Source organism: Corynebacterium sp. UMB10321 (genome assembly GCF_030228725.1).
Lineage (GTDB): Bacteria > Actinomycetota > Actinomycetes > Mycobacteriales > Mycobacteriaceae > Corynebacterium > Corynebacterium pseudogenitalium.
The window spans coordinates 127,030-154,000 of the sequence record NZ_JASOZC010000003.1 but is presented as its reverse complement, the minus strand read 5'-3'; the positions used below and the strand labels follow the sequence as shown (position 1 = coordinate 154,000).

Below are 26,971 nucleotides of genomic sequence, written 5' to 3'. Positions count from 1 at the left end.
CAGTCTATCGCCCTAGAACTACGTCGAGGAGAGCGACGAGCCGGGAGCGTAATTCTTCTCCACGCGCGCTGAGCGCTCGTTGGCGCTGCACGTACGTGGCTTTTCCCTCGGTAGTCTCCACAGGAACGATGTCGAAGCCGAGTTCCCGGCAGTCGTACGGGGATGCCTCCATATCGAGGCGACGCGCGTCCTTGGCCAATTCGAAACAGTCAAGGAGGAGCTCACCAGGGACCAATGGGCCCAGTTTCAAAGCCCACTTAAACAGATCCATGGTGGCGTGCACACAGCCTGGTTGTTCCCTCGATACCTGGTCTTCCCTCCGCAACGCCACAACGTTGAGGGGGCGAGCTGGGGGAGTAAAGAAACGAAACGCGTCGAAGTGGCTGCATCGAAGCTGATGAGATTCAACCACTGAGTTCGTGCCGTCTGCTCCGAGACGAAGCGGAAGATCATGACGAGGGCGTTCCTCGCGGTACAACATTGCCCATTCATGCAAACCGAAGCAGTCAAAGTGCGCCGAACGAGAGGCTGTCGCGCGAAGTAGTTCGTCAATTTCCCGAACGTCTTGTTCACGGTGCTCAAGAAACGACGCGATGTTTGCGCACACGTGCCTGCTGTCTACAACTTGGTAGTCGCGCCATGAAGCTTGAGGAAGCGTAGAGGCGTCGAGAAGCACTGTATTTGCGCCAGGATGCCACTTCTTAAGGTGTGTGGGGCGGAACCTGTAGTAGTCGAACAGGAAGTCCCACACCGGGTGCTTCTGTGCGCGACGACGGCGAGCTAGGTGTGGCTCGACGAATCCGGCCGCACGTTCCTCATGCGACGCGATCCGAGCCTCGTATTCGGCTGACTCCAGGAACGTACGAATCATGAATTCTCGTGGGTCCAGTCTGCGACCGTGCCCACGTACTCCTCAATGACGTCCTCAAGAGCAAGTACGCCAACGAGGCGACCTTGATCGCGGACCTGAGCCATGTGTGCAGAGCGACGGTGCAGCGACGTCAGCGCACTATCCAGCGACTCAGAGCCATCAATCACCATCAATGGGCGGATGCGGCTCACCGGTACCAGTGGATCATCCTCATCGGACTCCATCAGGTCCAGAATGTCCTTCACGTGAATATATCCAACGAGAATGCCGGAAGGCCTAGCAACGGGGAAGCGCGAATATCCGGTTTCACGTACAGCTTGCTCGATTATCGAAAGCGCGACGCCCTCAGGGTAAAAGGGGATGGTTGTCAGACGATCGAGCGGGATCATTACCTCTTTGAGGTTCCTCGACTCAGAGCGCAGCGCCTTTGAAAGGCGAGCTGTTTCCTCAGCGTCAAGAAGACCCTCTTCGCGTGATTCACGAATCATGTTCGCCAGCTGTTTCTGGTCCACAGTGGATGAAAGCTCATCGCGCTGTTCAATACCAAACAGAGCCAGCGTCTTACGCGCTACCCAGTTCAAGAAGCGAATAAACGGCCCCGTGGCCTTCATCCAAAGCGTCATAGCGGGGGTAAGCCAAACAGCAGTTGACTCTGGTCCGGCAATCGCAATGTTCTTCGGCACCATCTCGCCGAACAAAATATGCAAGAAGGAGATGAACGCCAGCGCAATCACGAAGGAAACAGGATGCAGCCACTCACCCGGCAACCCCATCGCGAGAAACGGAACTTCAACATAGTGTGCAACCGCAGGCTCAGCGACCTTACCAAGCACGAGCGACGCGATGGTGATGCCCAGTTGGGCACCTGCGAGGTAAATCGAGAGGTGTTCCGTCGCGTACAGCACGCCAGTAACATTTGTCTTGCCTTGTGCCTGCATTGACTCCAATCGATCGCGCCTGGAGGACACGAGTGCGAACTCGGACGCAACGAAGAACGCGTTGAGCGTCAGCAGGACCAAAATGAGAAGGAATGCTACCCAAATATTCACTGTGCTGACCTCCTCTGAAACTCGATTGCTTCCTCTGGAGAAATCGGACTCAAAATTGCCCTGTCGATCCTGCGATCATCCATTGTGGAAACCCTTGCGAGCCAGTGGCCGGCGCTGCCTGTTTCAAACTGTTCCTGGAAATCAGCTGTACCGGAGGGGAGCACTACTTTGTCGCCAACTGTTGGGATATGTCCAAGTGCTGACATAATCAGTCCTCCAAGAGTTTCGTAAGGCCCCTCGGGTGCAACATAACCGAGCTCCTCCTGCAGTTCATCGAGCCGCACCAAACCAGAAATCTCCCACGACGTTCCGACGTGCAAAAAGTCCCGCTCGGATTCGCGGTCGTCGTACTCGTCGTACACCTCACCGAGGATCTCCTCGACCACGTCCTCAATCGTGACCAGACCTTGCGTTCCGCCGAACTCATCTGCAACCAGCACTACCTGTGAGCCCGCGGAACGAACCCTGTTGAGCACCGCATCGCCGTCAAGCGTCCCGGGGATAAACGGAACTGGCTTGGCCAGCGTTGACAGCTTGGTGGTTGCACGCTGCTTCTTATCTACAGAAAAGGCGTCTTTGATGTGGACCACGCCTATTGTGTCGTCCAAGTCACCGCGGCGGACGGGGAAGCGCGAATGGCCTGTCTCACGTGCAAACGCAATCAAATCCGCTACGGTGTCCTCAGCGTCAAGCGCATTAATGGTTGAACGTGGCGTCATCACGGCTTCGGCGGTGGTCTCTCCGAACTGCAGCGATCTGTCGATCACCGCTGCGGTATCTGCGTCAAGGTCTCCAGACTCCATCGAGTTTCGGACCACCGCACCCAGCTCTTGGCCAGAACGAGCGGAGGCTAGCTCATCTGCTGGCTCAATCCCGAGTTTTCGCACAACCCAGTTCGCCGAAGAATTGAGCCACTTAATAAACCAACCAGCTGCGGTATTAAACGCATTCACAGGAGGTACCACGACCCGCGCAGTCTTCAGCGGATCCGTAATCGCCATGTTCTTTGGAACAAGTTCGCCAAAAACCATCGAGAGCAATGTCGCAATCGCCAACGCAAGGATCAGCGCTACTGTCGTTGAGGCCGCTTCACTCAGACCAACGAGCTCAAGCAGGGGGGTGAAGAACTTGCCCAACACCGGCTCGGCGAGGAAGCCAGCTGCGAGCGTCGTCACGGTAATACCGAGTTGCGCGCCTGACAACACGAACGAAAGGTTCGCGTGGTCTCGAGCGACGGCTTTCGCCGTGCGGTCGCCGACCTCCCGGACGTGCTCATCGATAGTTGAGCGCTCGAGTCCTGTCATTGCAAACTCGATTGCAACGAACAGGCCCGTTGAGGCCGTCAACAAGATGAAGCCCAAAAGAGCAAAGATTGAAATGACTATATCCATCGACTATGACCGAGGCGTCCGACGCCTACCGCTCCTTCCCGTCGACCGTCGTCGTTGAGCATTCGCACTGGGGCGTTTCGAACGCCTGGTTGCGTTGTGGTTCTTTCGCTGATGTGGTGGCTGGCCACCAGGCGGTGGCAGGGGCTTCCCAGACGGCTGCCGAGCTCCGGTGATCTCAACGACCTCAGGTGTGAGCTCCTGCGCCCGGACTTCGGTCGCTCGCACTCCAGCTTTGTTTAGAAGCGAGCGAACCTCCTTACGCTGTTCATCCATGACCAACGTAACAACGTTGCCCTCAGTGCCCGCACGCGCTGTACGCCCCGCGCGGTGCAAGTATGCCTTGTGTTCTGCAGGCGGGTCGATGTGGACAACGAGTGAGACTCCCGAAACGTCGATTCCGCGTGCTGCGATGTCCGTCGCAACTAAGACTGGAGTTGAACCATCAGCGAACCCCTCTAGTGCGCGAGTTCGAGCACCTTGACCTTTGTCACCGTGAATTCCCTGCGCGTGAACTCCGGCGCGACGAAGCTTCTTCACCTGCCTGTCCACACCATGCTTCGTGCGCATAAACATGATCGTCTTGCCTTCGCGTGCGGCGATTTCCAGCACTCGAGCATTGCGCGACTCGCGGCTGCCACACAACAGGACGAAGTGTTTCATGGTCTTTACAGCTGACTTCGCTGGAGCTGTGGAGTGCGTAACCGGATTATGCATGTACCTGTCAACGATTCTCTGTACATCGCCATCGAGCGTTGCAGAAAACAGTAACTTCTGGGAATCCTTTGGCGCTCGGTCGACAAGCTTGATGACCTGAGGCATGAAGCCCATGTCGGCCATCTGGTCGGCTTCATCAAGCGTGACGATCTCCAGAGCCCGAAAATCGAGGACGCCACGCTGCAATAGATCCTCTGCACGGCCCGGTGTCGCCACCAAGAGGTCGACTGGTGCCGCCAAAGCGCGGATCTGCGTATTGATATTGACGCCACCAACTACATCCAGCACGCGAAGGCCTTGTGCGCTCGCGGGGCTGTTCAATCGCTGTTGAATCTGGCTTGCCAATTCACGCGTCGGTGCGAGCACAAGTCCACGGGGCCGTCCAGGCTGACTTGGCGCACCACTCAGACGCGCCAACATCGGCAAACCAAACGTAAAAGTCTTGCCGGAGCCGGTCGGACCACGCCCAAGCACGTCTCTGCCTGCTAGGGCATCAGGAATAGCCGCTTCCTGAATTGGAAACGGCCGAGTAATTCCTTCTGCGTTGAGCGCGCGCACCAGGGGGTGGGGAAGGCCGAGATCGGCAAAACTTTTCATTGCAAACACCCTAGTGCCTTTTTGTGGTCAGGTGCTATCGCCACGCTTAGTAACGAAGCTCCTTGCGGTCGCCAGACCACGCGATATGGAACGTGCCGTCCATATCGACGCGCTTGTAGGTGTGCGCACCGAAGAAATCACGTTGTCCCTGAATCAGCGCCGCAGGCAAGCGGTCTGCACGCAAGGAATCGTAGTAGGAGAGCGAGGACGCGAATACCGGAACCGGAAGCCCGAGCTGCGTAGCCGTTATGACGACGCGACGCCACGCATCAATGACGCCGCCCTCCAGCTCATTGCGGAAGTAAGGGTCGAGCAACAGTGATGGCAGCTCAGGGTTTTTCTCATACGCCTCGGTGATGCGGTCGAGGAACTTCGCGCGGATAATGCAGCCACCACGCCAAATCTTCGCCAGCTCACCAGGCTTCAGACCCCAGTCGTACTCTTCGGAACCCGCAGCAATTTCATCAAAGCCTTGCGCGTACGCAACGAGCTTTGAGGCGTACAGAGCACGCCGGACATCCTCGACGAACTGCGCCTTGTCCAGACCAAGGTCAGCGAACGAAGCTTCTATGCCACTAGGGAGGTTGGCCTCCAAGGCCGCGGTGCGTTGCGCAGTAGAAGAAGAAAGCGCACGAGCAAACACTGCTTCGCCGATGCCAGTGACTGGGACGCCCAAGTCTAGGGCCTCCTTCACAGTCCAGCGACCCGTGCCCTTCTGGCCAGCCGCGTCCACAACGACGTCGACAAACGGTTTGCCTGTTTGCTCATCGACTTGCTTCAGTACCTCAGCGGTGATCTCGATCAGGTAGGAATCCAGGTCACCCTCATTCCACTCGGAGAAGATTTCAGCGATCTCCGCCGGCTCCAACCCAGCTGCGTAGCGAAGCAAATGGTATGCCTCGCCGATGACCTGCATGTCGGCGTACTCGATGCCGTTATGCACCATCTTGACGAAGTGTCCGGCACCATTTGGGCCAATGTGGGTCACGCACGGAACGCCATCGACTTTCGCGGCAATATCCTCAAGGAGTGGGCCAAGCGCCTCCCATGACTCGACAGGACCACCAGGCATGATCGAAGGACCAAGCAGTGCACCTTCCTCGCCGCCAGAGATACCTGCGCCGACGAAGTGGCGCCCCTTTTCAGCGACTTCTTTCTCACGGCGGATCGTATCGGTGAACAACGAGTTACCGCCATCGATGATGATATCGCCCTCATCCATCGCTTCGACGAGCTGATTGATCACTGCATCCGTAGCCTTGCCAGCCTGGACCATGATGACAGCACGGCGTGGACGCTCCAGCGAGGCAACAAAGTCCTCAATCGTTTCAGATGGGATAAACGAGCCCTCATCCCCGTGCTCGGCCATTACGGCGCGAGTCTTCTCAGGGGACCGGTTGTAGATAGCAACCGTATGTCCGTTGCGGGCGAAATTACGTGCTAGGTTCGAACCCATCACCGCCATACCGACAACGCCGATCTGGGCGAGATGAGTCTGGGACTGATTCGTATCATGCTCGGTGGTAGTCATGCAGACAATACTACGCTGCTGAGAGGAAAGAACGGAATGAGTTTTCTATTCGAAAAAGTTGATCGCGAGCTCAACGAGGAAGAATTGCGGACCCTCAACGAATACAACAACGGTTACGCCAACACGATCGGAATGGTGATCACGGCGTGTAGCCCAGAGTGCGTAACTGCACATATAGACGTCGGACCCCAGCATCTTCAGCCTGCCGGGATCGTCAACGGGGGAGTCTATGCCGGTCTCGCGGAAACGGTAGGTTCCGTTGCAGCGATGGCGACAGCTGGCAGACCTGCTGTCGGCATGAACAACAACACCGACCTCCTACGAAGCGTCCGTGACGGGCGAATCGAAGCATCCGCGCGCCCAGTTCATGTCGGGCGGCGAACCCACCTCTGGCGCATCGAAATGCATCACGAAGGCAAATTAGTGGCCCTGACGAATCTGAAGCTCCTCGTACCCTAAAGCCAGCGGTTCTTCCTGAACCACCAATACATCAGTGCCATGGTCAGGATCATTACGCCGAGCACCACCGGGTAGGAGTACTTCCAAGCCAATTCCGGCATATTCTCGAAATTCATGCCATAAACACCGGCAATCATGGTCGGGGCCGCAGCCATACCAACTACTGCAGATATCGTACGCATATCGGAGTTCTGTTGCATCGAAACCTTCGCAACCGAGGCGTCAAGCAGGGAGGAAAGGCGTTCATCGAAGCCTGAGAGGTGGTCACTCACGATCGTCGCGTTGTCCTGCACGTCACGGAAGTAAGATCTGAGCGCTTTCCGCATCAGATCACGGTTGTTGGTCAAACCATTCTTTAACGCCGGTGCAAGTGGGTCGATCGCGTGGCGCATCTCCAAGATCTCACGTTTGTAGTTGTAAATCTTGTCAATGTTAATGTCTCGCCGAGGCGTAAACACCTCGTTTTCCAGCTCATCGACGTCGCGGCTCAGGTTGTCTGCGACCTTCAAATAGTTATCGACGATGTAGTCGGACACCACCCATGCGACGGCACTTGGGCCAAGCACCGCAAGCTCCTCCTCGCTCTCTAGTTTGCCAGTCAAATCAGGCAGTGGTGCGCCGTGCCGGATCGTGATCGCAAAGTTTGGACCGGTCACAATTTGGACTTCACCAGTGGAAATGATTTCACGGGCATCCGCAACCTCCTCATCGTCGCGGTAATACACCGAGCGCACGACCATGAACAGCTGCTCATCGTAGCGCTCAACCTTCGGCCTCTGGTGGGCATCGACTACGTCGTCAACGATCAGATCGTCAATGTCGAAAAACGACGAGATCTTGGTCATCTGCTCATCTGTCGGACCTTTCAACGAGACCCACACAAACGCGTTATCGTGCTCCCGTGCGACCTGCAGTGCCTGTGGAATCCGATAGTTGCCAGGGATGCGCTTGCCATCGACAAATACTTTGCAAAAGTCGATCGAGCGTTCCAGAGGGACCTTCACCGGTATGCGCGATGGTTGAAGCGTGCTTTTCGACGACTTCCTCGACAACGGGATCCTTGGTGGCATAGTGGCCCCCTTTACTACCTGCGTCGCGCCAATCAAGGGCGAGGGATACAACAACGCTCGAGATACTACGCCCTTCGAGAACGGAACACGAACGCGCCTCTCCAACCGTATACAAAGGGGAGAGGCGCGTCAGCAGAGTCATTTAGTTCTCTGAGTTTTCGGATTTCGCGTGGCGTTGGCCGGGTGTCGTCGGAAGGTTGTATCGCTTCGAGCTCAAAGCGTTGTAAACCCACGTCAACGCTGTGACAGTGCGGTTGCGCAGTCCAGTGAGGAATGAGACGTGGACGTAGAGCCACATCAACCAACCCAAGAATCCAGCGATTTCTACCTTGCCCATCTTCACGACAGCGTTAAAGCGAGTGACGATAGCCATCGATCCCTTGTCAAAGTAGGAGAATGGCTCGCGCTGTTCCGGCGTAATCTCGTCTTCAACCTGTGCCTTCAAAATCTTTCCGACATATTCACCGGACTGGATTGCAACCTGAGCGACGCCCGGCAAGCGGTCGCGGCTCATCATGTCGCCCACGATGAATACATTCGACAGTTCGCCAACGGACAGGTCGGCGTTCACCGGCACCTTGCCGTTACGTTCAGCCTCTACACCAGCTTGCTCGGCGACCTGCTTGCCCAGCGGGGAAGCCTGGACACCAGCAGACCAAATCTTCGTTGGAGTGTAGACAGTGGTCTCTTCGTCGGTCTGGGTGTTCTTGTACGTGACGCTTTCGCCGTCGACGTTGGTCACAATGGCATTCAAGATGACAGTAACGCCTGCCTTCTCCAACTCGCGCTGCGCCTTCCGGCCAAGACGCTTTCCAAATGGTGGCAGAACCTGTGGCATGCCGTCGATAAGAAGGATCTTGGTCTGATCTGGTGAGAACGAGTACTGGCTTCCAGCAAATGCGCGGTGCGCCAACTCGGCGATCTGTCCAGCGAGCTCAACACCAGTTGGACCGGCGCCGACGAGCACAAAAGTGAGCAGCCGTTCGCGTTCTTCAGCGGAAGTAGCTAGCTCAGCTTTCTCGAAGGCATCAAGAATGCGCGCGCGCACCTCGAGCGCGTCATCGGCTGTTTTCAAACCAGGTGCGAACTCCGCAAAGTGATCGTTGCCGAAGTAGGACTGGCCTGCACCCGCTGCGAGGATCAATGAGTCGTAGGCATACTGTGACGACGCACCATCATCGGAAGCAGTGACGATCTGATTCGCGGTATCGATCTCGTCAACATTGCCGCGCACAACGCGAACGTTGTCCTGGCTTGCCAAAATCTGGCGAACCGAAGAGGCAATTTCGCCGACAGACAGAAGACCGGTCGCTACCTGATAGAGCAGAGGGGCGAAGATGAAGTGGTTTGTGCGGTTAATAATCGTAATGTCTACGTCTGCATCCGCGAGTGCATGAGCAGCGTTAATGCCACCAAACCCCGCACCTACGATCACGACGTGATGGCGGTTTCCAGCGGGGCGGTATGGTGTCTGAGTCATAAAAGTGTCGCTCCTTGGGAAAGCTGTTTGAATTTTCTTCCCTTTATAGTACGCCCATAATGTTAGAACGGTATGGTTTTGGAGATGAAGCGTCGAAAACTCCGCTGAAAGTTTGACCAAGTAAGGTGGGGAAGCGTGCCGATTCCTGAACCAGTACCAACGCATTTACACACTGTTGACGCCACAAAGTGGCCACGGCTAGTGCAGCCGTTGGATGGGTTTGCTCTGAAAACTCGCGCCAGGCTTGCAGAGGCCGAGTTTGCTCGAGCCTGTGACGCCGCGGGTGTAACGCTTTCTGGTGACGACGCCGACATTCTCGTGAACCATGAGCGGCTTTTTGAACGAATCGCGGCTGCTGGCTGGACAGGCCTGGCAGAGGGGTACATGGCAGGCGAGTGGTCAGTGACCTCATCGGATGTACTTGTTGAAGTCATTGCGAAGCTGCTGGGGCAGGGCTACGTACCCCGCCGTACATCGTGGAAGCCACGGCCGGAAACTGTTGGAGCGATGCTGCCGAGTTCTCTCGTACAGCACTTTTCGGGCGATCGTGTGAGTGCTTTCCAGGGTCATTTCGCTACAGGTGTCGCAACTACCGAGCGCAAACTGACCAAGTCCTACCCGGAGCAGCGTGCCAAACAGCGTGGCGCGAAGCGCCGCTATATCGATGTGACCACCTACGAAGCACCGCTCGATGCGGATCGAGCCGACTTGGGTGATATACAGGCGCGGAGCGCTCAGCAGTTGCTGGACCTAGTCGGTGCAGGGCGCGGTACGAGAATGCTCGAGTATCCGAACTCGGGAGGTGCTGTGGCTCTGGCCGCGATAGGGCGCGGAGTGGTGGTTGATACTCTCGCAATTAGCCATGACAGTGCCGCTCATCTTCGGGAATACCTCATTCTTAATGGCGCTGCGAACGATGTGCGCGTTGCCGTGGGCAAACTTGGTGACGCTCAATGGGCCCAGCAGCATGGGCCGTATGATGCAATCGTTTCATTTAGTCAGCTTGAATCATGCCCGAAACGCGATAAAGTGCAGTACCTTCGCGCGATGGACCGCATGCTACTTCCAGGCGGGCGTATCGGTGTGCAATCGGTGATGGCACGTCGCGTGCAATCAAAATCCGTGAACCGAGCGTGTCGGAGTGCGCTTCAGGTGCTTGGTGCGTATGTATGGCCAGGTATGGAGTATCAATATGAAGTCGATTTTCTGAAGCTAGTTGAACAGCAAACGCATCTCCAAGCGATCAGTATTAGCCGTGCGCCGGAACATCTTCGGTTGTCGATTCGTTTGCAGCGTCAAATGTTTGAAGGGCGGCTCCGTGAAGCCGCGGCCGATGGCTATGACGAAGTATTTCGCCGACTATGGCTCTGGCAGTTTGCGGTTCGCGAAGCAGTTGCATCAGTAGGGGGCTTGGATCTGGCACAGGCGGTATTGGTACGGAAGCACCGGGGTGGGCGCCGATAAGAAGCAAGGGTCAAGTGCCTTAGTTGACATAATGTACATTATCGGACATTTCCACAACTTTGCATATAGATAGCGGAAGCCCGCCCAATAACGTAACGTGACGTAATTGGGCGGGTAATTCTGGACAGTCTACTTGGTCATATTGAGGCGAATATTGAGTAGCCCGCTCTCGGCAATCTTCGCTGCGACAAATTCAGGCGTCTCAACGCCGTAGTCAGCTCTATCAAACGGTACATCGCCCGCGACGATGAGATGGCTGCCAGACAGGGCTACGTCAAAAGGTGCTGTGACGCGATTCGTCTCGCCATGGATGGTCAAGTCTCCGACCACGTTCACGGTTCCAGCGGAACCGTCTGATGGAACCTTGGATAGATCAATCGGCTCGGTGATCGTGAAGCTTGACGTCGGGTATTGATCCGTGTGAAGAATCTTCCGGCGTACGTTGTTGTCTCGAACATCGCTGTCTGTAGTTAAATTCGTCATGTCGACTACGATTTCGCCAGATTGCAGTACACCCGACTCAATATGTACTTCGCCTTCAACGCCTGTCGTCGATCCTGAGGTCGTCTTTGCTTCACCAGGAAGAACTTCATCGAACGTGAACCCAACGGACGTCGAGTTGACGCCAGGACGCTTTTGGATCTTCCAAACGCCGTTGATGTCAGTGTCCGCCGGTTTAAGTCGGTCTGTATCAATTCCTTCTGTCTTGACTCCACCGCCACCAAACATGTTGAGCAGCAATGGGATTATCGCGATTAGGACCGCGAGCACCGCAATTCCCGCAACAATGACCATCAAGAGCTTCTTCTTGCGGTCGCTGGGAGCTTGCACTTCCTTCATGGGTACTTACCTCAACTTCTCAACTGTTCGCGCTAATTCAATTAATTCGTCACACATGTTACGTAATTCATCCGGGTTTGCACCTTCATCCACCGCTGTCCGGATATCTTCCGCTGTACAACGCAAAACGAAAAGGTTGTCGCGGAGCATCGACACAGTTTCCGGTTTAAGGATGGCTGCCCCTTCATCAATCGCAGTGCCGGCTACAAAGTTACGCTGTTCATACGCGCGCTGCTTACATGACTGGCTGCAATATTTTCGGCGGCGTCCTCTTCCCTGCTGACGAGCCATTTCTTTGCCACACCACTGACACGTAGGCGATTCGCTCTTCGCGTACACATCACTTTCTGGCATACGGGTCAGCCTAATACACACCTTGAACGGAATGCATGTCCGGTTCAATACTGCGGGAACAAAATCTAAAAGGTGAACGTTATAATAGGGCGACTGCATTTAAATGTGTTTAGAAGGGACAATTGAGTATGGCTGATCGTGTTCTTCGCGGAAGTCGAATGGGCGCTGTGAGCTACGAGACGGACCGAGACCATGATCTCGCGCCTCGGCAGCAAGCGCGATACCGCACTCCGAACGGCGAGATTTTCGAAGTGCCGTTCGCAGATGATGCAGAGATTCCAGAGGAATGGATGTGCAAGAACGGCCAGCTCGGCACCCTTATGGAAGGCGAAGGCGTCGAGTCGAAGCCGACGAAGCCACCCCGTACTCACTGGGATATGCTTCGCGAACGCCGTACTATCGAAGAGCTCGACGTGCTGCTTGAAGAGCGCCTTGAACAGCTGCGGAAACGTCGTCGCGCTGCTGCGCGCTTGGCGAAAGAACAAGCAGCAGAAAACAAGAAGTAAGAGCTAGTTATAGCCCGAAGGCGAGAGGCCACATATTCTGTAGCTTCTCGCCTTTCGTCTAACTGTCAACGCGAAGTTACTTACGCTTCGAAGCGATGAATTCCTTGGCAACCTCTACGACGTTGCCCGCGAGCTGAGGCAGGTCGTTCGCCTTGCTCAGCAGCTCGTTTGCTTTAGAGCGCTTGGCCTCGTAGCTGAGCATTCGGAATCCCTCTTTCGCCATCTCCCGTGCGGTGCCAAACTTTTCGGTGGCACCCCACTTGGTGACTTCCCAGAGAGAAGTTGTCGCGAAGCTTGCGTCTAGCTTAGATTCGCCCAGCGTGCGGTCCTCGAATGTGATCGGTACTTCGCGAACGTCGAAACCGGCAAGCTCGGCCTTGTGCGCCATATCGACCTGGAAGATATAGCCCTTGTTGGACAACTCCTGGAGGTCGATGGTCTCGAGGACCTCGCGTCGAAAAGCGCGGTAACCTGCGGTCATGTCGCGAACATCGCCACCCAGTGCAAGGGAAACATAGGCGTTTCCCAGCTTGGAAAGCAAGTAGCGCTGCTTCGGCCAATTTTTAACCTCCCCGCCGTCTACATACCGCGAACCGATTACGACGTCTGCGCCGCTTTCGATCTCCTCCAACAAGCGGTGAAGCTCCTCAGGTGCATGCGAGCCATCGGCGTCCATCTGGCAGACAACCTCATAGTCACGCTCGAGTCCCCAGTTGAAACCGTCGCGGTACGCGGCGAGTAGCCCTTCCTTGCCAGCACGGTGCAGGACGTGCAGGCGATCATTCGCTTCTGCCAGTTCGTCGGCCTTCTGCCCCGTTCCGTCGGGAGAATTGTCGTCGACAATAAGGATGTCTACATCATCGTTTGCATCGAAAACCCGGCCAACAATAAGGGGAAGATTTTCAATCTCGTTGTACGTCGGGATGATCACTAATGTCGAATTCGCCACGGTGGCTGCTCCTTTTCCAGCAACGTTTCTCGCCGTTGTTCAAATGTTGTCTAGCATACTCCCTGGGTCGGCGGACTGCTGCACCGAGTATGAGCATGAGTCCAATCCAAACGAACGCAGCCTCGAGGATGTCCCCAAAACGCACAGCAAATGTCCGCGTTGTATGTAGCGGCAGGCGTTCAATCAGGTGGTTAGCTTCAAAGATAGAAGTTTCTTGGCTCACCGTTCCGTCAGGGTGCACGATTGCTGACACACCTGAAGTAGCTGCAACAACCACTGCCCTATCCGTTTCAATGGCACGCAGCCTGCTCATTGCCAGCTGCTGATAGGTCATATCGCTAAACCCGAAAGTCGCGTTATTCGTTGGTGTAGTGAGAATTTGCGCACCATTATTAATTGCCATCCGGTACGCCGGGTCTTCTGCCACTTCATAGCATGTGGCAACCCCAACAGGGATGCCTCCCATGTGGACGACACCTGGGCCGTTGCCGGGCTTGAAATCGCTGGCGAGGTCCACGAGGTCCGTGATTTTCCGGAAGAAGTCGCGCATCGGCATGTACTCGCCAAACGGCTGCAAGAAGCGCTTATGGTGCATTTCGCCTGGCCCTTTTTCCGGGTCAAACACGACCATCGTGTTGCGCGCACCTACCACGTCGCGAGTGAGTGTCCCGACAAGCACCGGGGCGTCTGCTGCGCTCACAGCGCGCTCGATTGACGACGCCGCCAAGGGGTCTTGAAACGGATTTACATCAGATGAGTTTTCCGGCCATATAACGAGGTCAAGCTTTTCACCTTGTTTTTGGGCATCATTCGCTGCGCGAACAGTTTCATCGACGTGATTTTGTAACACGGCTCTGCGCTGAGCGTTGAAGTCAAGCCCGAGGCGCGGCACATTGCCTTGAATCGCTGCGACCAGTACGGAGTTGCCCTGTGCCGTCTGAGCCTCTGTCCCCTCGCCATCGAAACTCGGGCTGATAAGTCCTCCGAGCCCGATCGGGAGCGCGAAACCTAACGCAGCTACCCTGCGGGTTCTCCCACGCGTGATGAGAAACGTCACGAGGCTTACACCAGCGAGACAGGCGGCGAGAGAAACTAGCGCTGGACCACCAATTGAAGATAGCCACACCAGAGGCCCATTGACCTGCCCCCATGCCAGCCGGACCCAGGAAAATCCGCCGAATGGAAGCGACGAGCGGAGGAACTCCACCGCGATATACACAAATGGAAAAGCAAGGAACCCATACTGGCAACGGGCAATGCGGACGCCAACCGCGCCAGTGATAAGCGCTGAGAGCGCCAGCGTGATAGCGAGCGCCACGTAGGGCATCGCGCCGACGAATGCTCCGATCCAGGGCAGGAGGATCAAGTAGCACGTGGCGGCATGGGCAAACCCGAGCAAGCAGCCAAATGCTGCACTTGGCGATGGCTTCGCTGCTGTAGCAAAACGTTTCCACGGCATCAGAGCGAGGTAGAACGCACCAACGCCGAGTACTGCGAGGAACCAGTACCCGAACGGCTCATAGGAGAACGCAACCGCAACGCCGGAAAGTACCGCGAGGACAAGTCGGAGTGACGCATTCACGACCGTGGTCCCTCTTCCCCACCTTCTGATCGGCGTTTGTGCTCTTCGTAGAGCCAGTCTTCAATTTCATCCGTGTCAATGACGGGGTGCTCATCGTCGCTGGCCCCACGCTCAGGAGTTGGCCGCGTGAACGAGCCGTAGGAAGCAGAGTTTCGGGACATCGGCGTCGATTCGTACATCCTGATTCCAACATTTTCCACGCGTTGCCGCAGAGAGCGTGAAAGGTGGTTTCGGAGTATCGAGCGAGTAGGGCTGAAGACCAAGAAGAACCCCAGGATTGAAGAAACGAAGCCCGGGATAATGCAAAAAGCCCAGCCAACCATGAGAAGCGCAGAGTCGCCTGCTAGCTTCCCTACAGATGTTTTGCCACGTGCCGCCTTTGCGAGTTCGCCGCGGAGCGTGAGCGTCGCCAGTGCACCGCCTAGCACCATCAGCGCGAAGATTGCCAGCAAAGCCCAGCCAACGCCGATTGACTTCGCGACAAGGAAAAACGCCAGCGCTTCTACGAGGAAATACGTCAAAATGTAGATTGGCATGCCGACCATCTTAGCCGGACTACACGGTTACTTGCCTGAGGATTCTAGCTGGCTTAATAGCCACAGGACGTCCTTTCGGAGGTGCTGGAAGTATGGGGCGAAGTGGTTGATGCCAGTTCTTCCCGGAAGCTTGGGAAGTTTTCGCATTTGAACGGGTCTATCCCACCTCTCCCCTAGTTCGGCGACCACTTGCCACGGGACGATGTCGTCGTGCTTACTGCCCCACAGTCTGAGTGGGATATCGAGTGGTGTACGAGTACCTAATGCTTGATCGTCGAGCGCTGCGGCTGTTTTCGGAAGATCCTCGAGGAGCGTAGACATTGGGATACCTGCTGCCGTCCAGTGTACGGTGCTTGCCCAAGCATGTCGGAGGACCGCGCCCACTGCACAGATGTTCGCATCAAGGATGACAGCGGACATACCAACGGGGCTGAGGTGGGGCATCAGCTCTTCCGTGATCTCTGGGTCGGATGCTAGAAGGGCGGCGACTGCGTAAAGAATCATGATGGACGGAAGCGTCCCATCGATGCGGTCGAGCATCGCAAGCAGATCTGCAGGTGGTGCTCCGACGACTGCGGCACGCAGATGTAGTTCCGGCGCGTACTCGGGTTGCTCTAACCATGAAGCTGCGGCGCCCCCGCCCTGAGAAAAACCCCAGAGACCAAGCTTTTCGACGCTGCAGCCTAGGCCTACGCTGGCGCGAACTGCATCGGCGAGTGCGTGGGCTGCTGCGCGGTGGAAGCAATAGAGCTGCACATTGTCTTCGGGATCTCGTGGATAGTCCGTCAACACGACATTCGCTCCCGCGGCGAGCAACATGTTGATCGCAGGCTGCTCGTAGGCAGCGATAAGGTCCAGTGGTTTGCGTCGAAGTCGAAGTCCCACTGTGCAGGAGTAAGAAGGGTCACATGCCGGGGCAACGCCTTGGGTGGAGGGGGCGAACGCGACGGTTGGACGCTGTCCATTGCCATGCCAGGGACGCTTGCTGAGGAACACCGCGCCGGTAGCAGACATCACGCGTTCCCGCTCGTCGGTCGTGGTGTATTCAATTCTGAATGCGTTGGCACGATTGAGCCTGTACTGCAGCCCTATAGGACGGATCGGCGTTGCTTGCAACAATGTGCCAGGACTAGCGCCGACTGCCCAGGTTGCTTTGCCATACTCCGCATCCGTGATCGGATGTGAATGCGTGAGGTCAACGCTAAGCGGCAGCAGTGTGCGAAGAGTTAAGCCGAACTCCATGTATGTGCTTTCCTAGATCTTCGGAGTGTCTCGCGGGTGGGGCTGCAAAGTCTTTGGCCTGGTGTTCAGCGCGTGTGCACCGTCTGCCTGAAGATGCACTATGTCCTCGATACGCATTCCCCAGCTGCCTGGTTTGTAAATTCCTGGTTCGATGGAAAAGACCATTCCTTCATCTAGGACGAGATCATTGCCGGTGACCAGGAACGGCGGTTCGTGGCCAGCCAACCCAATGCCGTGCCCGATTCGGTGCGTAAACCACTCGCCGTACCCGTGCTCGGAGATAATGTTCCTCGCAACCGCGTCGAGCTCTTCTGCTCGCATTCCAGGCCGAGCGGCGTCGCAAGCTGCCTGTTGCGCTTGCAAAAGCACTTTGTAGGCATCGAGCTGCTCTTGGCTACCCGGTGCTCCTTCGACAAGATACGTTCGCGTGCAGTCGGAGTGGTAGCCGCTCGCGATCGTCCCTCCGATATCGACGACGACGATGTCCCCTGCTTCAATGATTCGATCGGAGAAGTCGTGATGAGGGTTTGCGCCGTTGGGGCCAGAACCGACGATGATGAAGTCTACTGCGGTGTGCTCCTCCAGGATCGCCGTGTGCAGTGCGTCGGCCACAGCGCGCTCGGTAATACCTGGGGTAAGTAGCGAGGGAACGAGGGCATGAACGCGGTCGATTGCTTCGGCGGCCTGAGCCAATTGCGCAATCTCGTCATCATCCTTGACCATAAACAGACTAGACAATGCGTCCTGCGCAAGACAGGTCTTGAATGGGTATCGCTGCAAAGCCAGCACGTGATCCGCGGTGAGCGTGCTGCCCAGGCCAATGATCGGAGGCGTTGCGCTGTCGGCAGGCGATGCGATGAGTTTATAAACAATTTCATAGGGGTCTTCGCCATCGTGCCACCCAATGGGGATGAGCGCCGGGTCGTCTGAGGGGAAGGAGCCCGCGTCGGTGCTGGGGAGGACAACGGTAGCGTTTCCTTCATCGGTGAGCACGATAGCGGAGAGCCTCTCGTGCGTATCGATTTGTGTACCGGTCAGGTATTCAAATTCCGGGCCAGGGCCGATGATCACGGCGCGCAGGTGATTTGCCGCAAGAAATTTGCAGGCTGCTGCGCGACGACGTTCAAATGTATCGCTTCCGAAGAAAGTCATACGCCCATCGTAGGCGCACTAGTACTCGCACTAGTTCCCGATTGCCACTACACCGCGTCGAATAGCTTCTATCGCGCGGTTCGCATTGTTGCGAATCTCATCGCTGTAGCCGACCTTCTTCACCTGTTCTAGCAGGTCGATCACCTGCCGGCACCATCGGACAAAGTCGCCCGCGGTCAGTTCCGCGCCAGATTCTGCCGCGGCTGCAAGCGCGTACCCAAGCGGTGCGCCGGCGGTCCATTGGTGCAACGCGAGTGAGAAATGTGGGTCTGGCATTCTGGTGAGTGGAAGCTTGTGGCGCTGCTCATCGGAAACGAGTTCGCCGTACACACGCATCGTTTCATTCATTGCGTGGGCCATTGGCTCTGTAGCGGCCTCCGGGGAGCCTCCCGTGGTACGGCGGTTCTCAAACACGACCATCGAGACGACACCGGCGAGCTCGGCGGGGTCCAACTCGTCCCAGATCCCGCGTTTTAGGCACTGCGCAACGAGAAGGTCCGAAACATTGTGCAGCTTTGCTAAACGCTCGCCCTCATCAGTGACTTGGAATTCGCCTTCCACGAGCTCCACGTAGTCGAGTTCTTGCAGGAGCCCGATCAAGCGCTCGAATGTTCTGCCAAGTGTGTCGGTGGCGTTGTCTACTTGTCTGCTCAGCCGGTCAAGTGCGCGCTGCTCCCGGGCAAGCTTCTCGCCTACTCGGGCCAGCATTTCGCGGTCCGTGGCCGGCCATGAGTGGACGGGGTGCGCATGAAGTTGCTCGCGAAGTTTGGTGACGGATTTTGGAGTGCGATACCGGGCTTTCTCACGCAGTCGCTTTGGTGCATGCACCGGGGCGTGGCGAAGCTGGCTTGCGATCTTTTTCGCAAATCTGCGTGGTTGGTCCCGCGTATGCCGCGGAACTTTCATTCGTCCTACGACGAGCGGAGTGTTCTTGAAAAAATCAGCGTTGATGCGGCTCGACCAGCCGCGCTCGGTGGTGACCCAGGGGCGCGGATCGTCGTGTCTGCCGGCGGGCTGAACCACGACCGCGAGCTCCGGTTGACGTTTACCAGGAAGCGCGATGATCTCGCCGACTTCCAGTCGGGCCAGCACGCGGGCGACCTCGGTGTGCCGGTTGTCGAGCGCGTCTCTCCGTGCTTTCTTCTCCTCCACGCTGAGAGCATGTCGGATGTCCAAGTACTCCAACAGGTCCTCAATCGCGTGATCTGATGGTGGCGCGTACGAAGAGATATCGCGGGATAATTGGGCGCGAAGTCGAGCAACTTTGCCTTCCAACCGCTCTAGGTCCCTCACCTCGCCAACCACGGATCGGTCGGTTTGGAACTGAGCAAATGACTGCTCGATAAGTCGAATGGAGTCGTCGAAACCATTCATGGCAAGCATGTTGATAGCCATGTTGTAGCCGGGAGCAAACGGTGAAATGAGAGGATACGTTCTTGTCGACGCCAATCCAGCTACATACTGCGGGTCCATCGCTGGCGCCCACTGCACAACAGCGTTGCCGAGCACATCGATCCCTCGCCGACCGGCGCGCCCCGTGAGCTGGGTGTACTGCCCTGGTGTGAGGTCTACGTGGCCCTCGCCGTTGAACTTGACCAACTTCTCCAGCACGACGGTTCGGGCCGGCATGTTGATGCCCAGGGCCAGCGTTTCCGTCGCAAACACCACCCGGACGAGCCCTTCCACAAATAACTGCTCGACGATGTGCTTGAACGCGGGCAATAGCCCTGCGTGGTGCGAAGCGAACCCCCTCAGCCACGCGCTGCGAAGCTGCCGGTAGTTCAGTACTTTGAGATCCTCTTCCGGGATGCCTTCAACACCCGCGTCGATGATCTCGGCGGCACGTGCACGTTCCTCTTCTGTCGTGAGTTCCTTCCGCGAACGGAGGCATTGGTAGAGAGCGCCATCGCATCCCGCTCGAGAGAAGATGAACACAATTGCCGGAAGCATCTCTAGCCCATCGAGCACCTCGACAATTTCCGGCCGCCCAACCGGGCGGTAGCGGTCTTGTTGGCGCGTCCTCCCATGGCGACGTCCACTCGAGCGGGCACGGAACCCGCGACCTTCATGAAAGTCATCCGCGCCTTCTTCCGTCGTTCGAGACTCGATACGGGCGATCTGATGCGCCAAAGCCCTGTTAAGTTCGGGCTCGGAGGATGGGTTGGCAGGCTCGAACAATGGAAGGACCTTCTTGCCAACCATCATGTACTGACTCAACGGAACCGGACGGTCTTCGGAAACAATCACGGTCGTATCGCCACGAACAGTGTTGAGCCATTCACCGAACTCTTCCGAGTTCGACACAGTCGCCGAAAGCCCAACGATCTGGACGGAGTCGTCCAAGTTGAGAATGATCTCCTCCCAAACAGGTCCACGTTCCGGATCTGCGAGGAAGTGGATTTCATCCATTACCACGTGGGTTAGTCGGTCCAGGCGAGGTGCTTCCGCGTACACCATGTTTCGGAGCACCTCTGTCGTCATCACGACGATGTCCGCCGAACCATTGATGCTCACGTCGCCTGTCAGCAGTCCAACGGATTCTTCGCCGTATGCCGCGACGAAGTCGTGGTACTTCTGATTGCTCAGCGCCTTAATTGGTGTGGTGTAAAAGCACTTTGTGCCTCGCGAGAGCGCCAGCGCAACGGCGAACTCACCGACTACGGTTTTCCCGGATCCCGTCGGGGCGCAGACGAGCACGCCCCGATCGTCTTCGAGTGCCTGGCAAGCTTCAATTTGGAATGGGTCGAGCGGAAAATCCTTCGAGGCTTGAAACTGTGCGAGAAACGAGTCAGAGGAAGCGGACATGCCCCTACAGTACGTCGTTGAAGGGATCCTCGGTAAACGTGTGCACGGGCTTTGGCTTCTCTACGGCCGCTACGTTACCAATCGGTGCTGCCTTTTCGATGGGCGAAGCTGCGTCGATAGGTCCTGAGGACTCGTCGTCGTCGAGGTCGAGCCAGTCCGGTCTGTTCCTGGCGTGGCGCTTGTCATTGATCCTGCAGAACTGGAATGCGCACTCGACGAGGAGTGTGATGGAGAGCGCCAGCGCGACCATCGAGAACGGGTCCTGGCCGGGTGTCATAAACGCCGCAAAGATAAAGATCCCAACGATGATGATCCGGCGCTTATCCTTTACCTGTTCATAACGAATGATGCCCGCGACGTTGAGCATCACGATGATGAGGGGGACTTCGAAGCTCACACCAAAGACGACGATGAGCCCGAGCAAAAAGTTATAGTAGCTTCCACCAGACAGTGCGCCAATCTGCACCTCGCTGCCCATCGTCATCAGGAAGTACAGTCCTTTGTCCAAAACAAAGTACGCAAGCATCGCCCCGGCCACGAAGAGCAGTACCGCAAGCGTCACAAACGTGAATGTGTACTGTTTTTCATTCTTGTGGAGCCCCGGCGTGATGAATCGCCAAATTTGGGTCAGCCACACTGGTGATGCCATGACGAGCCCAGCGAGCGCGCCTACCTTCAGCCGCAGCATGAACATTTCGAAGGGGCCCGTCGCTAAGAGACGACAATTGCCATCACCTGTGAAGTCTGCTCGAAGCTCAGTCGGGAGGTTGCAGTACGGGCCTCGAATGATTTCGCCGAGTGGGTACCAGTGAAAAGGCGCAGACTGATACCAAATGAATCCCACAACGGTGCCGACGCACACTGCGACGAGCGAGACGATGACGCGGCGTCGTAGCTCTTTCAGGTGTTCAACGAGCGTCATCTCGCCGGTAGCATTCTTTGGCTTCCGACGAAATCGACGACCTGCCTTTTGTGCAGGCGGAACTTGCTGTTGCCCCACTGAACTACGACCTCCAAGAATTCCTTAACAACAAACGCTACTGGCGGTGCTGGTTCTCAGGCGCGTCCCAAAAGCTTTGCTGAGCGTTAGGACCTGTTTGCTGCTGTGGATTCGATGGAGGAGCGATTTCTTTAGGTTCCTGGCTCTGCGCAGGCTGCTGCGGAGTAGCTTGCGTCTCGTCGTCGTTGCGCAGCTCCTTGACTTCAGACTTGAAGATACGGGCGGAGCGACCCATCGAACGTGCCAAGTCGGGAAGCTTGTTTGCCCCGAACAATAACAGCACGATGGCCAAAATAATGAGGATTTCCATCCAACCTAAATTCGGCATTGGATTCCTTTCACACTGCTTGGGTAGAGTCCTCCGCTATTCTAATGCCTCTAAGCCGGAAAACGCACGACGGCGTGCCTCATCAGCCAGCTCTGGCGGACCGATGAGTTCGATGCGGTCTCCTTGGCTAAGGCAGAAACGGATAAGCCAGTCCGCGGACCCGTAGACCATGGTTGCCTCAATCCGTCCGTCATCATAGGCATCACCGATTTCGATTTCCCAGTAGTCCGCAAGCCATGTCGCATCGGAAGATACGAGTAGGTTAGCGATGTTTTCGGAGTCGAAGCCAAACGGGTCGGAGCCGTCAAACGTCTTGCCCACCGCAGAACGGTCGGCTGGAACTTCGGTCAACCGAGCTTCACGAATTCGGTCAGTTCGGAAGCTCTTCTCCTCTCCTCTATCCAGCGCCGTGAAATAGGTGTGACCACCTTGGTGAAAGAACCGAATACCGGTCAACTGGCGCTCACGAAGCGTATCGGAGGAAGGCGAAAAGTATGTCACCTGCACTTGAACGCCTTGCTGCAAACCACTTTGAAGTATCCCCAGGATGGATTCTTGATCGCTTTGCTCCCCATCCGCGTCAAGCACGGAGGTACTGCCAACTACAGCTCGCAACTTCTCTGCTGCAGAACTCAGCGCCGCTTGGTCGAGCAGGCCTGGCATGGTCTCGAATGAGTCGAGCAGTAGTAACAATGTGTTTGCCTCGGTTGGTGTGAGACGCAAGGGCCGACTCAAACCTTGGTCGTCAATGACGGTCACCTCGGTCCACGAATGTTTGAGATCAATCATCTCCCCGGGGCCATTGCCAACTCCCGACAAATGGAGCATCGCCAAGTCGCTTTTCACCTGTTCCGCGTCAGTTCCGATGTCCCGCGCTATTTCCATTGGTGAACGATCTGGGTGCTGCGACAGGTATGACAACAGGTTTAAAAGCCGTGCCAGACGCACCTGGCGTTCGACAGCAGTGTCTTGCTTCATGCTTCAACTCGTTCCTGTCCTCGAAGCTGTTTGCGCAAGAGCGCAGATACCTCTTCGTGGATATCGGGCGGCGTAATTGAGCGCACATGCGGAGCAAGGCTCGCGAGAGTGCGCACGAGCCAGTCGCGTTCGACCCCACTGACAGCTATCCGGTCCAGACCCGCTGCAGAGCCTTCTGAGCGCTCTCCTTGCAGCGATAGCTCCTCGCCTACACCAGCTGAAATTTCCACCACGGCATCGGCAAGCGGGCCACGAAGTACGTTCTGAAGTACGTCACGCGGGTCCTTGGTGGCGTCGTGAAACGATGTCTGATTCTTCGACTTCCTGATGTTGCTCACCTTCATCAGTCTGAAGACGCGCTCTTGGCCGCGATCGCAGTCCCAACCAACAAGGTAAGTCTTGTTATTGAGAGGTACGACGCTCCACGGGTCGAGCGTTCGGCGCTGGAGCGACGTACCTGGAGCTGGCTGAAAATCGAACGTCATGCGGGTCTTGGTGCGTGCGCAAGCCAAGGCCGCCTTGAGTACATCAGGGTCGAGGTTGATGATGTCGTTGTCGACGAACGCAATGGTTGGGCTATCAAACATCCTGGTAACGCCAGATGCCGCGATCTTTGTCCAACCGGATCGCGCAAACGCGCCTAGGCGTCCCGCCTGGCTGAGATCAACTACGAGACCAAGCGCCGTTGCCTCCTCAACAGTGAGGTTGAGCGGCTCGAGTTCATATTTATCGTGTTCGATCCATGCCTCGCCTGCTCGAGTTTCTGCGGGCACGCCAACACGGCGAAGGTCGTCGACGTCGCGCTTAATCAGTTTCTCCAGGGCCTCTGGAGTTCGATCAGCGTATCCGTCGACGTGCTTGGCAATCCACTGCTGTGTCCTCGGACGCGGTGACCCCAGTAACGCGAACGCCAAGTTCAGCTGCCGGGAAGTCATTACATCACTACGTGTCATGATGCTCCTGCTGATGGTTGTCCACGATGTATTGGATCAAGGCGTCGACGTCAGCGTTCTCGGTTTCGAAGGGATCGAGAAGCTTGAGCGTTCGAGGCTCTGGACGGTTTACTTTCAGGTGCACCCAGTCGACGTTGTGCTCCGCGTTGTAGTCCCGAGCAGCTGAGAGGAACCTGCCCCGCAGCGCGGCGCGAGTCGTGGCAGGAGGCTGCTCAGCAGCCATTCGAATGTCCGCGTCGGTAGTCCAACGCGCCGCGAGGCCTTTGCGTTGCAGCAGGTAGAACAGACCACGCTCCGGGTTGATGTCGTGATAGGTCAAATCAATCTGTGCCAATTTCGGATGTGACCAGTCCGTGTCTAGTTTTTCACGAACTTGCTCTAAGAGCTTGTGTTTGATCACCCAGTCGATCTCTGTGTCAACCGCAGAGAAATCCTGCGTCTCGATTGCAGTCAGCACTCTTTGCCATAGCTCCACTACCCGACCGAGTTCCTCGTTTGAGGTTCCCTCGTCTGGCCGTTGTGTCAGCCATTTTGTGGCGGCGTCAAGAATCTGTTGCTGCACCGCGAGTGCTGTAACAGTTGAACCATCTTTACAAGTAAGGAGCGTTTGGCCAGTCGGGTCGAGCGCAATCGCTCGAATATGCTTGATCGGATCTTCGAGCTCCACGTTCGGCATCGGGAAGCCAGCCTCGAGCATCTCAATGACCAGCTGCGTCGCGCCTACCTTGAGCGCGAACGTAGTTTCCGACATGTTGGAGTCACCGACGATGACGTGCATTCGGCGGAATCGATGAGAATCTCCGTGTGGCTCATCTCGAGTGTTAATAATGGGACGCGTGCGCGTGGTGGCAGATGAAACCCCTTCCCACACCTGGTCGGCGCGCTGGGACAGCACAAACTTGCCCTTATTGATCATTCCTGCGCCGCATATTAGCTGTCTCGTAATCAAAAAAGGCAGGAGCTGCTTGCTGAATGACTTCAGGACGATTTCTCGACTCACTAGATAATTCTCGTGTGCACCGTAAGAGTTGCCCTGTGAGTCGACGTTGTTCTTAAACAGGTACACCTGGGCCGGAGTCCCCTCCTGTGCAAGGGCTTCCTCTGCATGCAGCGCAAGCTGGTGGTAGAGCATCTCGCCAGCCTTGTCGTATTGCAAGAGCTGCATCAGTGAGTCGCACTCTGGCGTCGCGATTTCAGGGTGCGCACCTACGTCGAGATAGAGCCGAGAGCCATTCTGGGTGAAGATATTCGACGACCGATAGCGCGAAACTACCGGCCGGAACAAGTAGCGCGAAAGCTCTTCCGGGCCAAGGATGGATTGCCCATGTGCGTAGGCGGCGAGCCCAAACTCCGTCTCTACCCCCATGATTCGGCGCGCATACAGCGCAGGGTGTTCGGAACTCATTGGCCACCTTTTTGAACGAATGAGCGCACAAACTCCTCAGCGTTCGTGTCAAGCAAGGCATCAATCTCATCGAGTAAATCGTCAGTGCCTGTCACCTCGACCTGGGCTTGGGCGCTGTTGCCTTCTTCATTCTGCGGTTCCGGGGTGTCTCCTCCACCGAACATTTGTTGCTGCTTAGACATGCTTATACCCTAGCGCGTTTAGCAGCTCCGATGCCGTTGTAGCGCGGTTGATGATTTGGGCAGTTTGCTCATACGTCCAGCCATTGACATCGTCGAGCGGCACGCGGACCATTCGATCCTCAATCCTGAAAACGATGGACTGCCAACTTGATGCCGCGATCTCTTCCCCAAACTTTTCGGTTACCTTGCCACGGAAGTATGCACGGGAGTTTCTCGGCGGGTTCTTTGCTGCGTGAGTAATCTCCTCATCGCCTACTAGCGTCCGTATCGATCCTTTTCGGACGAGTGCGTGATACAGCGATTTCGCAGGATCTATGTCAGCGTACTGGATGTCGATCATTTTCAACTTTGGGTCGTCCGCGGCTACTCCTCGGTCCATGAACGAGCGCACAAGCGCCCACTTGGCCGTCCAATCAAGGCGATCCGCGGTGCGCAGTGGGTCGACTGCGAGATCATCGAGCACTTCAGCCCAAAGAGCGAGCACTCGCTTATCGACGTCCCCTTCGTTTGGCAGCCCCTGCACCCGATCTCGGATTTCCCGGAGCACCTCGATTGCTGTGCAGCGCCTACCGTTGGCAAGAAGTAGTTTGTGTGTGCACGTTGGGTCGTGGGAGATGCGTTGCAGCTCAGCAACCGGGTCCTGGATGGTGAGGTCCGAGAAGTCCACTCCAACTTCGATTGCGTCGAGCACGAGTTTGGTCATGCCCATCTTCAAGAAGTTGGAGTACTGGCTCATGTTGGCGTCACCGATGATGACGTGGAGGCGTCGAAACTGTGTAGCGTCAGCGTGTGGTTCGTCGCGCGTGTTGATGATGCCTCGGTTCAGTGTCGTTTCGAGTGAGATTTCCTGCTCGAAGTAGTCTGCGCGCTGTGAAATCTGGAAACCGGCATGTTCACTTTCGCGCCCGATGCCGACTCGTCCGGCGCCAACGATGACCTGCCGAGTGACGAAGAACGGAATGAGCCCCTCTACCACCGCTGCGAAGTCAGTGTGGCGTGAGTACTGGTAGTTTTCGTGACTGCCGTACGACTGGCCCTTGCCATCGACGTTGTTCTTGTAGAACTTAATGGGTGGGCATGGTGCGGCGCCGTCAAGCACCGAAATACCTTCGTCCCAGAGATCGCGGATGTCGTCCATGGACTGCCGCAGGTAGAGATCACCAGCGGCGTCGTACAGCATGGCGTCCCAGGCGTTATCAACTTCCGGGGAGGAGTATTCAGGATGGCCGTGGTCGACGTAATACCGAGCACCGTTAGTAGTCACCACATTAGCCACGCCAATCGCGTTTGGGTCGACAACAGGAACCGTCCGATAGCGTTGGAGGTCGTATCCGCGAGCATCCTTCAGCGGGTGTTCCTCCGCGTAGTCCCATCGGCTTCGAGCACTCGTATGCATCGCAGCGTATGCCACGACAGCATGCGTCGAGGTTATGAGCGGGCTGAGCGTCGGGTCGCTCGGAGTCGTGATGCCATACTCAGTTTCTGTTCCCATGAAACGTCCCATGGCTCACGACTGTACCGCGACGCTACCTC

25 protein-coding genes are annotated in these 26,971 nt (G+C 56.5%); 3 read left to right on the top strand and 22 right to left on the bottom strand.

Annotated elements, in window-relative coordinates:
- Positions 1 to 4: 4 nt before the first annotated feature.
- From QP752_RS05230 to gndA, 5 genes are read right to left on the bottom strand one after another with little or no spacing between them, the layout of a single operon-like run.
- Positions 5 to 871 carry a 3-methyladenine DNA glycosylase gene (locus tag QP752_RS05230; protein ID WP_256006599.1) on the bottom strand — a complete coding sequence of 289 codons (867 nt, stop codon included), beginning with the start codon at positions 869 to 871 and terminating at the stop codon, positions 5 to 7.
- Positions 868 to 1,920 carry a hemolysin family protein gene (locus tag QP752_RS05225; RefSeq protein ID WP_071572636.1) on the bottom strand — a complete coding sequence of 351 codons (1,053 nt, stop codon included), beginning with the start codon at positions 1,918 to 1,920 and terminating at the stop codon, positions 868 to 870. The genes QP752_RS05230 and QP752_RS05225 overlap by 4 nt, the downstream gene beginning before the upstream one ends.
- Entirely contained in the window at positions 1,917 to 3,311 is a 1,395-nt protein-coding gene (locus tag QP752_RS05220) for a hemolysin family protein (protein WP_070477150.1), read from the bottom strand. The genes QP752_RS05225 and QP752_RS05220 overlap by 4 nt, the downstream gene beginning before the upstream one ends.
- A gap of 3 nt (positions 3,312 to 3,314) precedes the next feature.
- Complete coding sequence (locus QP752_RS05215) at positions 3,315 to 4,622, bottom strand: DEAD/DEAH box helicase (RefSeq protein WP_070477214.1); 1,308 nt, start codon at positions 4,620 to 4,622, stop codon at positions 3,315 to 3,317.
- Positions 4,623 to 4,668: 46 nt separating this feature from the next.
- Positions 4,669 to 6,153, bottom strand: coding sequence for an NADP-dependent phosphogluconate dehydrogenase (gene gndA / locus QP752_RS05210; protein WP_284804736.1), 1,485 nt, complete (start codon positions 6,151 to 6,153; stop codon positions 4,669 to 4,671).
- A gap of 36 nt (positions 6,154 to 6,189) precedes the next feature.
- Between gndA and QP752_RS05205 the strand changes: the two genes are divergently transcribed.
- A complete protein-coding gene (locus tag QP752_RS05205; protein ID WP_070362482.1) occupies positions 6,190 to 6,612 on the top strand; it encodes a PaaI family thioesterase in 423 nt (140 codons plus the stop codon).
- Here the strand turns inward: QP752_RS05205 and QP752_RS05200 are convergent.
- Both QP752_RS05200 and QP752_RS05195 read right to left on the bottom strand, forming a co-directional pair.
- Entirely contained in the window at positions 6,609 to 7,682 is a 1,074-nt protein-coding gene (locus QP752_RS05200) for a magnesium and cobalt transport protein CorA (RefSeq protein ID WP_284804735.1), read from the bottom strand. The two genes, QP752_RS05205 and QP752_RS05200, sit on opposite strands and share 4 nt — an antisense overlap.
- Before the next feature lie 142 nt (positions 7,683 to 7,824).
- Positions 7,825 to 9,162, bottom strand: coding sequence for an NAD(P)/FAD-dependent oxidoreductase (locus QP752_RS05195; protein WP_284804734.1), 1,338 nt, complete (start codon positions 9,160 to 9,162; stop codon positions 7,825 to 7,827).
- Between the two features lie 135 nt (positions 9,163 to 9,297).
- Between QP752_RS05195 and QP752_RS05190 the strand changes: the two genes are divergently transcribed.
- Positions 9,298 to 10,626 carry a cyclopropane-fatty-acyl-phospholipid synthase family protein gene (locus QP752_RS05190; protein WP_284804733.1) on the top strand — a complete coding sequence of 443 codons (1,329 nt, stop codon included), beginning with the start codon at positions 9,298 to 9,300 and terminating at the stop codon, positions 10,624 to 10,626.
- Between the two features lie 129 nt (positions 10,627 to 10,755).
- Here the strand turns inward: QP752_RS05190 and QP752_RS05185 are convergent, their stop codons facing one another.
- Both QP752_RS05185 and QP752_RS05180 read right to left on the bottom strand, forming a co-directional pair.
- Entirely contained in the window at positions 10,756 to 11,466 is a 711-nt protein-coding gene (locus QP752_RS05185; RefSeq protein WP_070362479.1) for a YceI family protein, read from the bottom strand.
- Positions 11,467 to 11,472: 6 nt separating this feature from the next.
- Positions 11,473 to 11,820 carry a hypothetical protein gene (locus QP752_RS05180; RefSeq protein WP_071572633.1) on the bottom strand — a complete coding sequence of 116 codons (348 nt, stop codon included), beginning with the start codon at positions 11,818 to 11,820 and terminating at the stop codon, positions 11,473 to 11,475.
- A gap of 128 nt (positions 11,821 to 11,948) precedes the next feature.
- On the opposite strand from QP752_RS05180, the gene QP752_RS05175 reads away from it, so the two are divergent.
- A complete protein-coding gene (locus QP752_RS05175) occupies positions 11,949 to 12,326 on the top strand; it encodes an RNA polymerase-binding protein RbpA (RefSeq protein WP_070477143.1) in 378 nt (125 codons plus the stop codon).
- 76 nt (positions 12,327 to 12,402) lie between these two features.
- Here the strand turns inward: QP752_RS05175 and QP752_RS05170 are convergent, their stop codons facing one another.
- The 13 genes from QP752_RS05170 to dop form a co-directional block, all read right to left on the bottom strand.
- The gene (locus QP752_RS05170; RefSeq protein WP_284804732.1) at positions 12,403 to 13,275 is read right to left on the bottom strand and encodes a polyprenol monophosphomannose synthase; all 873 of its coding nucleotides are present in this window, start codon (positions 13,273 to 13,275) and stop codon (positions 12,403 to 12,405) included.
- Positions 13,229 to 14,857: an apolipoprotein N-acyltransferase gene (gene lnt / locus QP752_RS05165; protein WP_284804731.1), complete on the bottom strand. Its 1,629-nt coding sequence runs from the start codon at positions 14,855 to 14,857 to the stop codon at positions 13,229 to 13,231. The genes QP752_RS05170 and lnt overlap by 47 nt, the downstream gene beginning before the upstream one ends.
- Positions 14,854 to 15,393 (bottom strand): FxsA family protein, encoded by a 540-nt coding sequence (locus QP752_RS05160; RefSeq protein WP_070363522.1) that lies wholly within the window; start codon positions 15,391 to 15,393, stop codon positions 14,854 to 14,856. Before QP752_RS05160 ends, lnt begins: the two co-directional genes overlap by 4 nt.
- 27 nt (positions 15,394 to 15,420) lie before the next feature.
- Entirely contained in the window at positions 15,421 to 16,635 is a 1,215-nt protein-coding gene (locus QP752_RS05155; RefSeq protein WP_284804730.1) for a lipase family protein, read from the bottom strand.
- 12 nt (positions 16,636 to 16,647) lie between these two features.
- Positions 16,648 to 17,787, bottom strand: a complete 1,140-nt coding sequence (locus tag QP752_RS05150; RefSeq protein ID WP_284804729.1) for a Xaa-Pro peptidase family protein — start codon at positions 17,785 to 17,787, stop codon at positions 16,648 to 16,650.
- A gap of 30 nt (positions 17,788 to 17,817) precedes the next feature.
- On the bottom strand, positions 17,818 to 20,592 hold the full coding sequence (locus QP752_RS05145; RefSeq protein ID WP_284804728.1) for an RNA helicase: 2,775 nt from the start codon (positions 20,590 to 20,592) through the stop codon (positions 17,818 to 17,820).
- Positions 20,593 to 20,596: 4 nt separating this feature from the next.
- Complete coding sequence (tatC, locus tag QP752_RS05140) at positions 20,597 to 21,514, bottom strand: twin-arginine translocase subunit TatC (RefSeq protein WP_070362473.1); 918 nt, start codon at positions 21,512 to 21,514, stop codon at positions 20,597 to 20,599.
- Between the two features lie 115 nt (positions 21,515 to 21,629).
- Complete coding sequence (tatA, locus tag QP752_RS05135) at positions 21,630 to 21,920, bottom strand: Sec-independent protein translocase subunit TatA (protein ID WP_070362472.1); 291 nt, start codon at positions 21,918 to 21,920, stop codon at positions 21,630 to 21,632.
- Between the two features lie 36 nt (positions 21,921 to 21,956).
- Positions 21,957 to 22,898: a YafY family protein gene (locus QP752_RS05130; RefSeq protein WP_252930890.1), complete on the bottom strand. Its 942-nt coding sequence runs from the start codon at positions 22,896 to 22,898 to the stop codon at positions 21,957 to 21,959.
- Positions 22,895 to 23,851, bottom strand: a complete 957-nt coding sequence (locus QP752_RS05125) for a YafY family protein (RefSeq protein WP_070477132.1) — start codon at positions 23,849 to 23,851, stop codon at positions 22,895 to 22,897. Before QP752_RS05125 ends, QP752_RS05130 begins: the two co-directional genes overlap by 4 nt.
- The gene (gene pafA, locus QP752_RS05120; protein ID WP_284804727.1) at positions 23,841 to 25,256 is read right to left on the bottom strand and encodes a Pup--protein ligase; all 1,416 of its coding nucleotides are present in this window, start codon (positions 25,254 to 25,256) and stop codon (positions 23,841 to 23,843) included. The genes QP752_RS05125 and pafA overlap by 11 nt, the downstream gene beginning before the upstream one ends.
- A complete protein-coding gene (locus QP752_RS05115) occupies positions 25,253 to 25,438 on the bottom strand; it encodes a ubiquitin-like protein Pup (RefSeq protein WP_070362468.1) in 186 nt (61 codons plus the stop codon). Before QP752_RS05115 ends, pafA begins: the two co-directional genes overlap by 4 nt.
- On the bottom strand, positions 25,431 to 26,942 hold the full coding sequence (dop, locus tag QP752_RS05110) for a depupylase/deamidase Dop (protein ID WP_284804724.1): 1,512 nt from the start codon (positions 26,940 to 26,942) through the stop codon (positions 25,431 to 25,433). The genes QP752_RS05115 and dop overlap by 8 nt, the downstream gene beginning before the upstream one ends.
- Between the last annotated feature and the right edge of the window lie 29 nt (positions 26,943 to 26,971).

Bases quoted from the DNA above. Each gene is read 5' to 3' on its own strand.
- tatA (WP_070362472.1), bottom strand. From the start codon at position 21,920: ATGCCGAATTTAGGTTGGATGGAAATCCTCATTATTTTGGCCATCGTG.
- QP752_RS05175 (WP_070477143.1), top strand. From the start codon at position 11,949: ATGGCTGATCGTGTTCTTCGCGGAAGTCGAATGGGCGCTGTGAGCTAC.
- QP752_RS05195 (WP_284804734.1), bottom strand. From the start codon at position 9,162: ATGACTCAGACACCATACCGCCCCGCTGGAAACCGCCATCACGTCGTG.
- QP752_RS05215 (WP_070477214.1), bottom strand. From the start codon at position 4,622: ATGAAAAGTTTTGCCGATCTCGGCCTTCCCCACCCCCTGGTGCGCGCG.
- QP752_RS05115 (WP_070362468.1), bottom strand. From the start codon at position 25,438: ATGTCTAAGCAGCAACAAATGTTCGGTGGAGGAGACACCCCGGAACCG.
- QP752_RS05205 (WP_070362482.1), top strand. From the start codon at position 6,190: ATGAGTTTTCTATTCGAAAAAGTTGATCGCGAGCTCAACGAGGAAGAA.
- QP752_RS05230 (WP_256006599.1), bottom strand. From the start codon at position 871: ATGATTCGTACGTTCCTGGAGTCAGCCGAATACGAGGCTCGGATCGCG.
- QP752_RS05130 (WP_252930890.1), bottom strand. From the start codon at position 22,898: ATGAAGCAAGACACTGCTGTCGAACGCCAGGTGCGTCTGGCACGGCTT.
- QP752_RS05200 (WP_284804735.1), bottom strand. From the start codon at position 7,682: ATGCCACCAAGGATCCCGTTGTCGAGGAAGTCGTCGAAAAGCACGCTT.
- QP752_RS05160 (WP_070363522.1), bottom strand. From the start codon at position 15,393: ATGCCAATCTACATTTTGACGTATTTCCTCGTAGAAGCGCTGGCGTTT.
- QP752_RS05220 (WP_070477150.1), bottom strand. From the start codon at position 3,311: ATGGATATAGTCATTTCAATCTTTGCTCTTTTGGGCTTCATCTTGTTG.
- QP752_RS05125 (WP_070477132.1), bottom strand. From the start codon at position 23,851: ATGACACGTAGTGATGTAATGACTTCCCGGCAGCTGAACTTGGCGTTC.
- QP752_RS05155 (WP_284804730.1), bottom strand. From the start codon at position 16,635: ATGGAGTTCGGCTTAACTCTTCGCACACTGCTGCCGCTTAGCGTTGAC.
- gndA (WP_284804736.1), bottom strand. From the start codon at position 6,153: ATGACTACCACCGAGCATGATACGAATCAGTCCCAGACTCATCTCGCC.
- pafA (WP_284804727.1), bottom strand. From the start codon at position 25,256: ATGAGTTCCGAACACCCTGCGCTGTATGCGCGCCGAATCATGGGGGTA.
- QP752_RS05180 (WP_071572633.1), bottom strand. From the start codon at position 11,820: ATGCCAGAAAGTGATGTGTACGCGAAGAGCGAATCGCCTACGTGTCAG.
- QP752_RS05150 (WP_284804729.1), bottom strand. From the start codon at position 17,787: ATGACTTTCTTCGGAAGCGATACATTTGAACGTCGTCGCGCAGCAGCC.
- QP752_RS05145 (WP_284804728.1), bottom strand. From the start codon at position 20,592: ATGTCCGCTTCCTCTGACTCGTTTCTCGCACAGTTTCAAGCCTCGAAG.
- tatC (WP_070362473.1), bottom strand. From the start codon at position 21,514: ATGACGCTCGTTGAACACCTGAAAGAGCTACGACGCCGCGTCATCGTC.
- dop (WP_284804724.1), bottom strand. From the start codon at position 26,942: ATGGGACGTTTCATGGGAACAGAAACTGAGTATGGCATCACGACTCCG.
- QP752_RS05185 (WP_070362479.1), bottom strand. From the start codon at position 11,466: ATGAAGGAAGTGCAAGCTCCCAGCGACCGCAAGAAGAAGCTCTTGATG.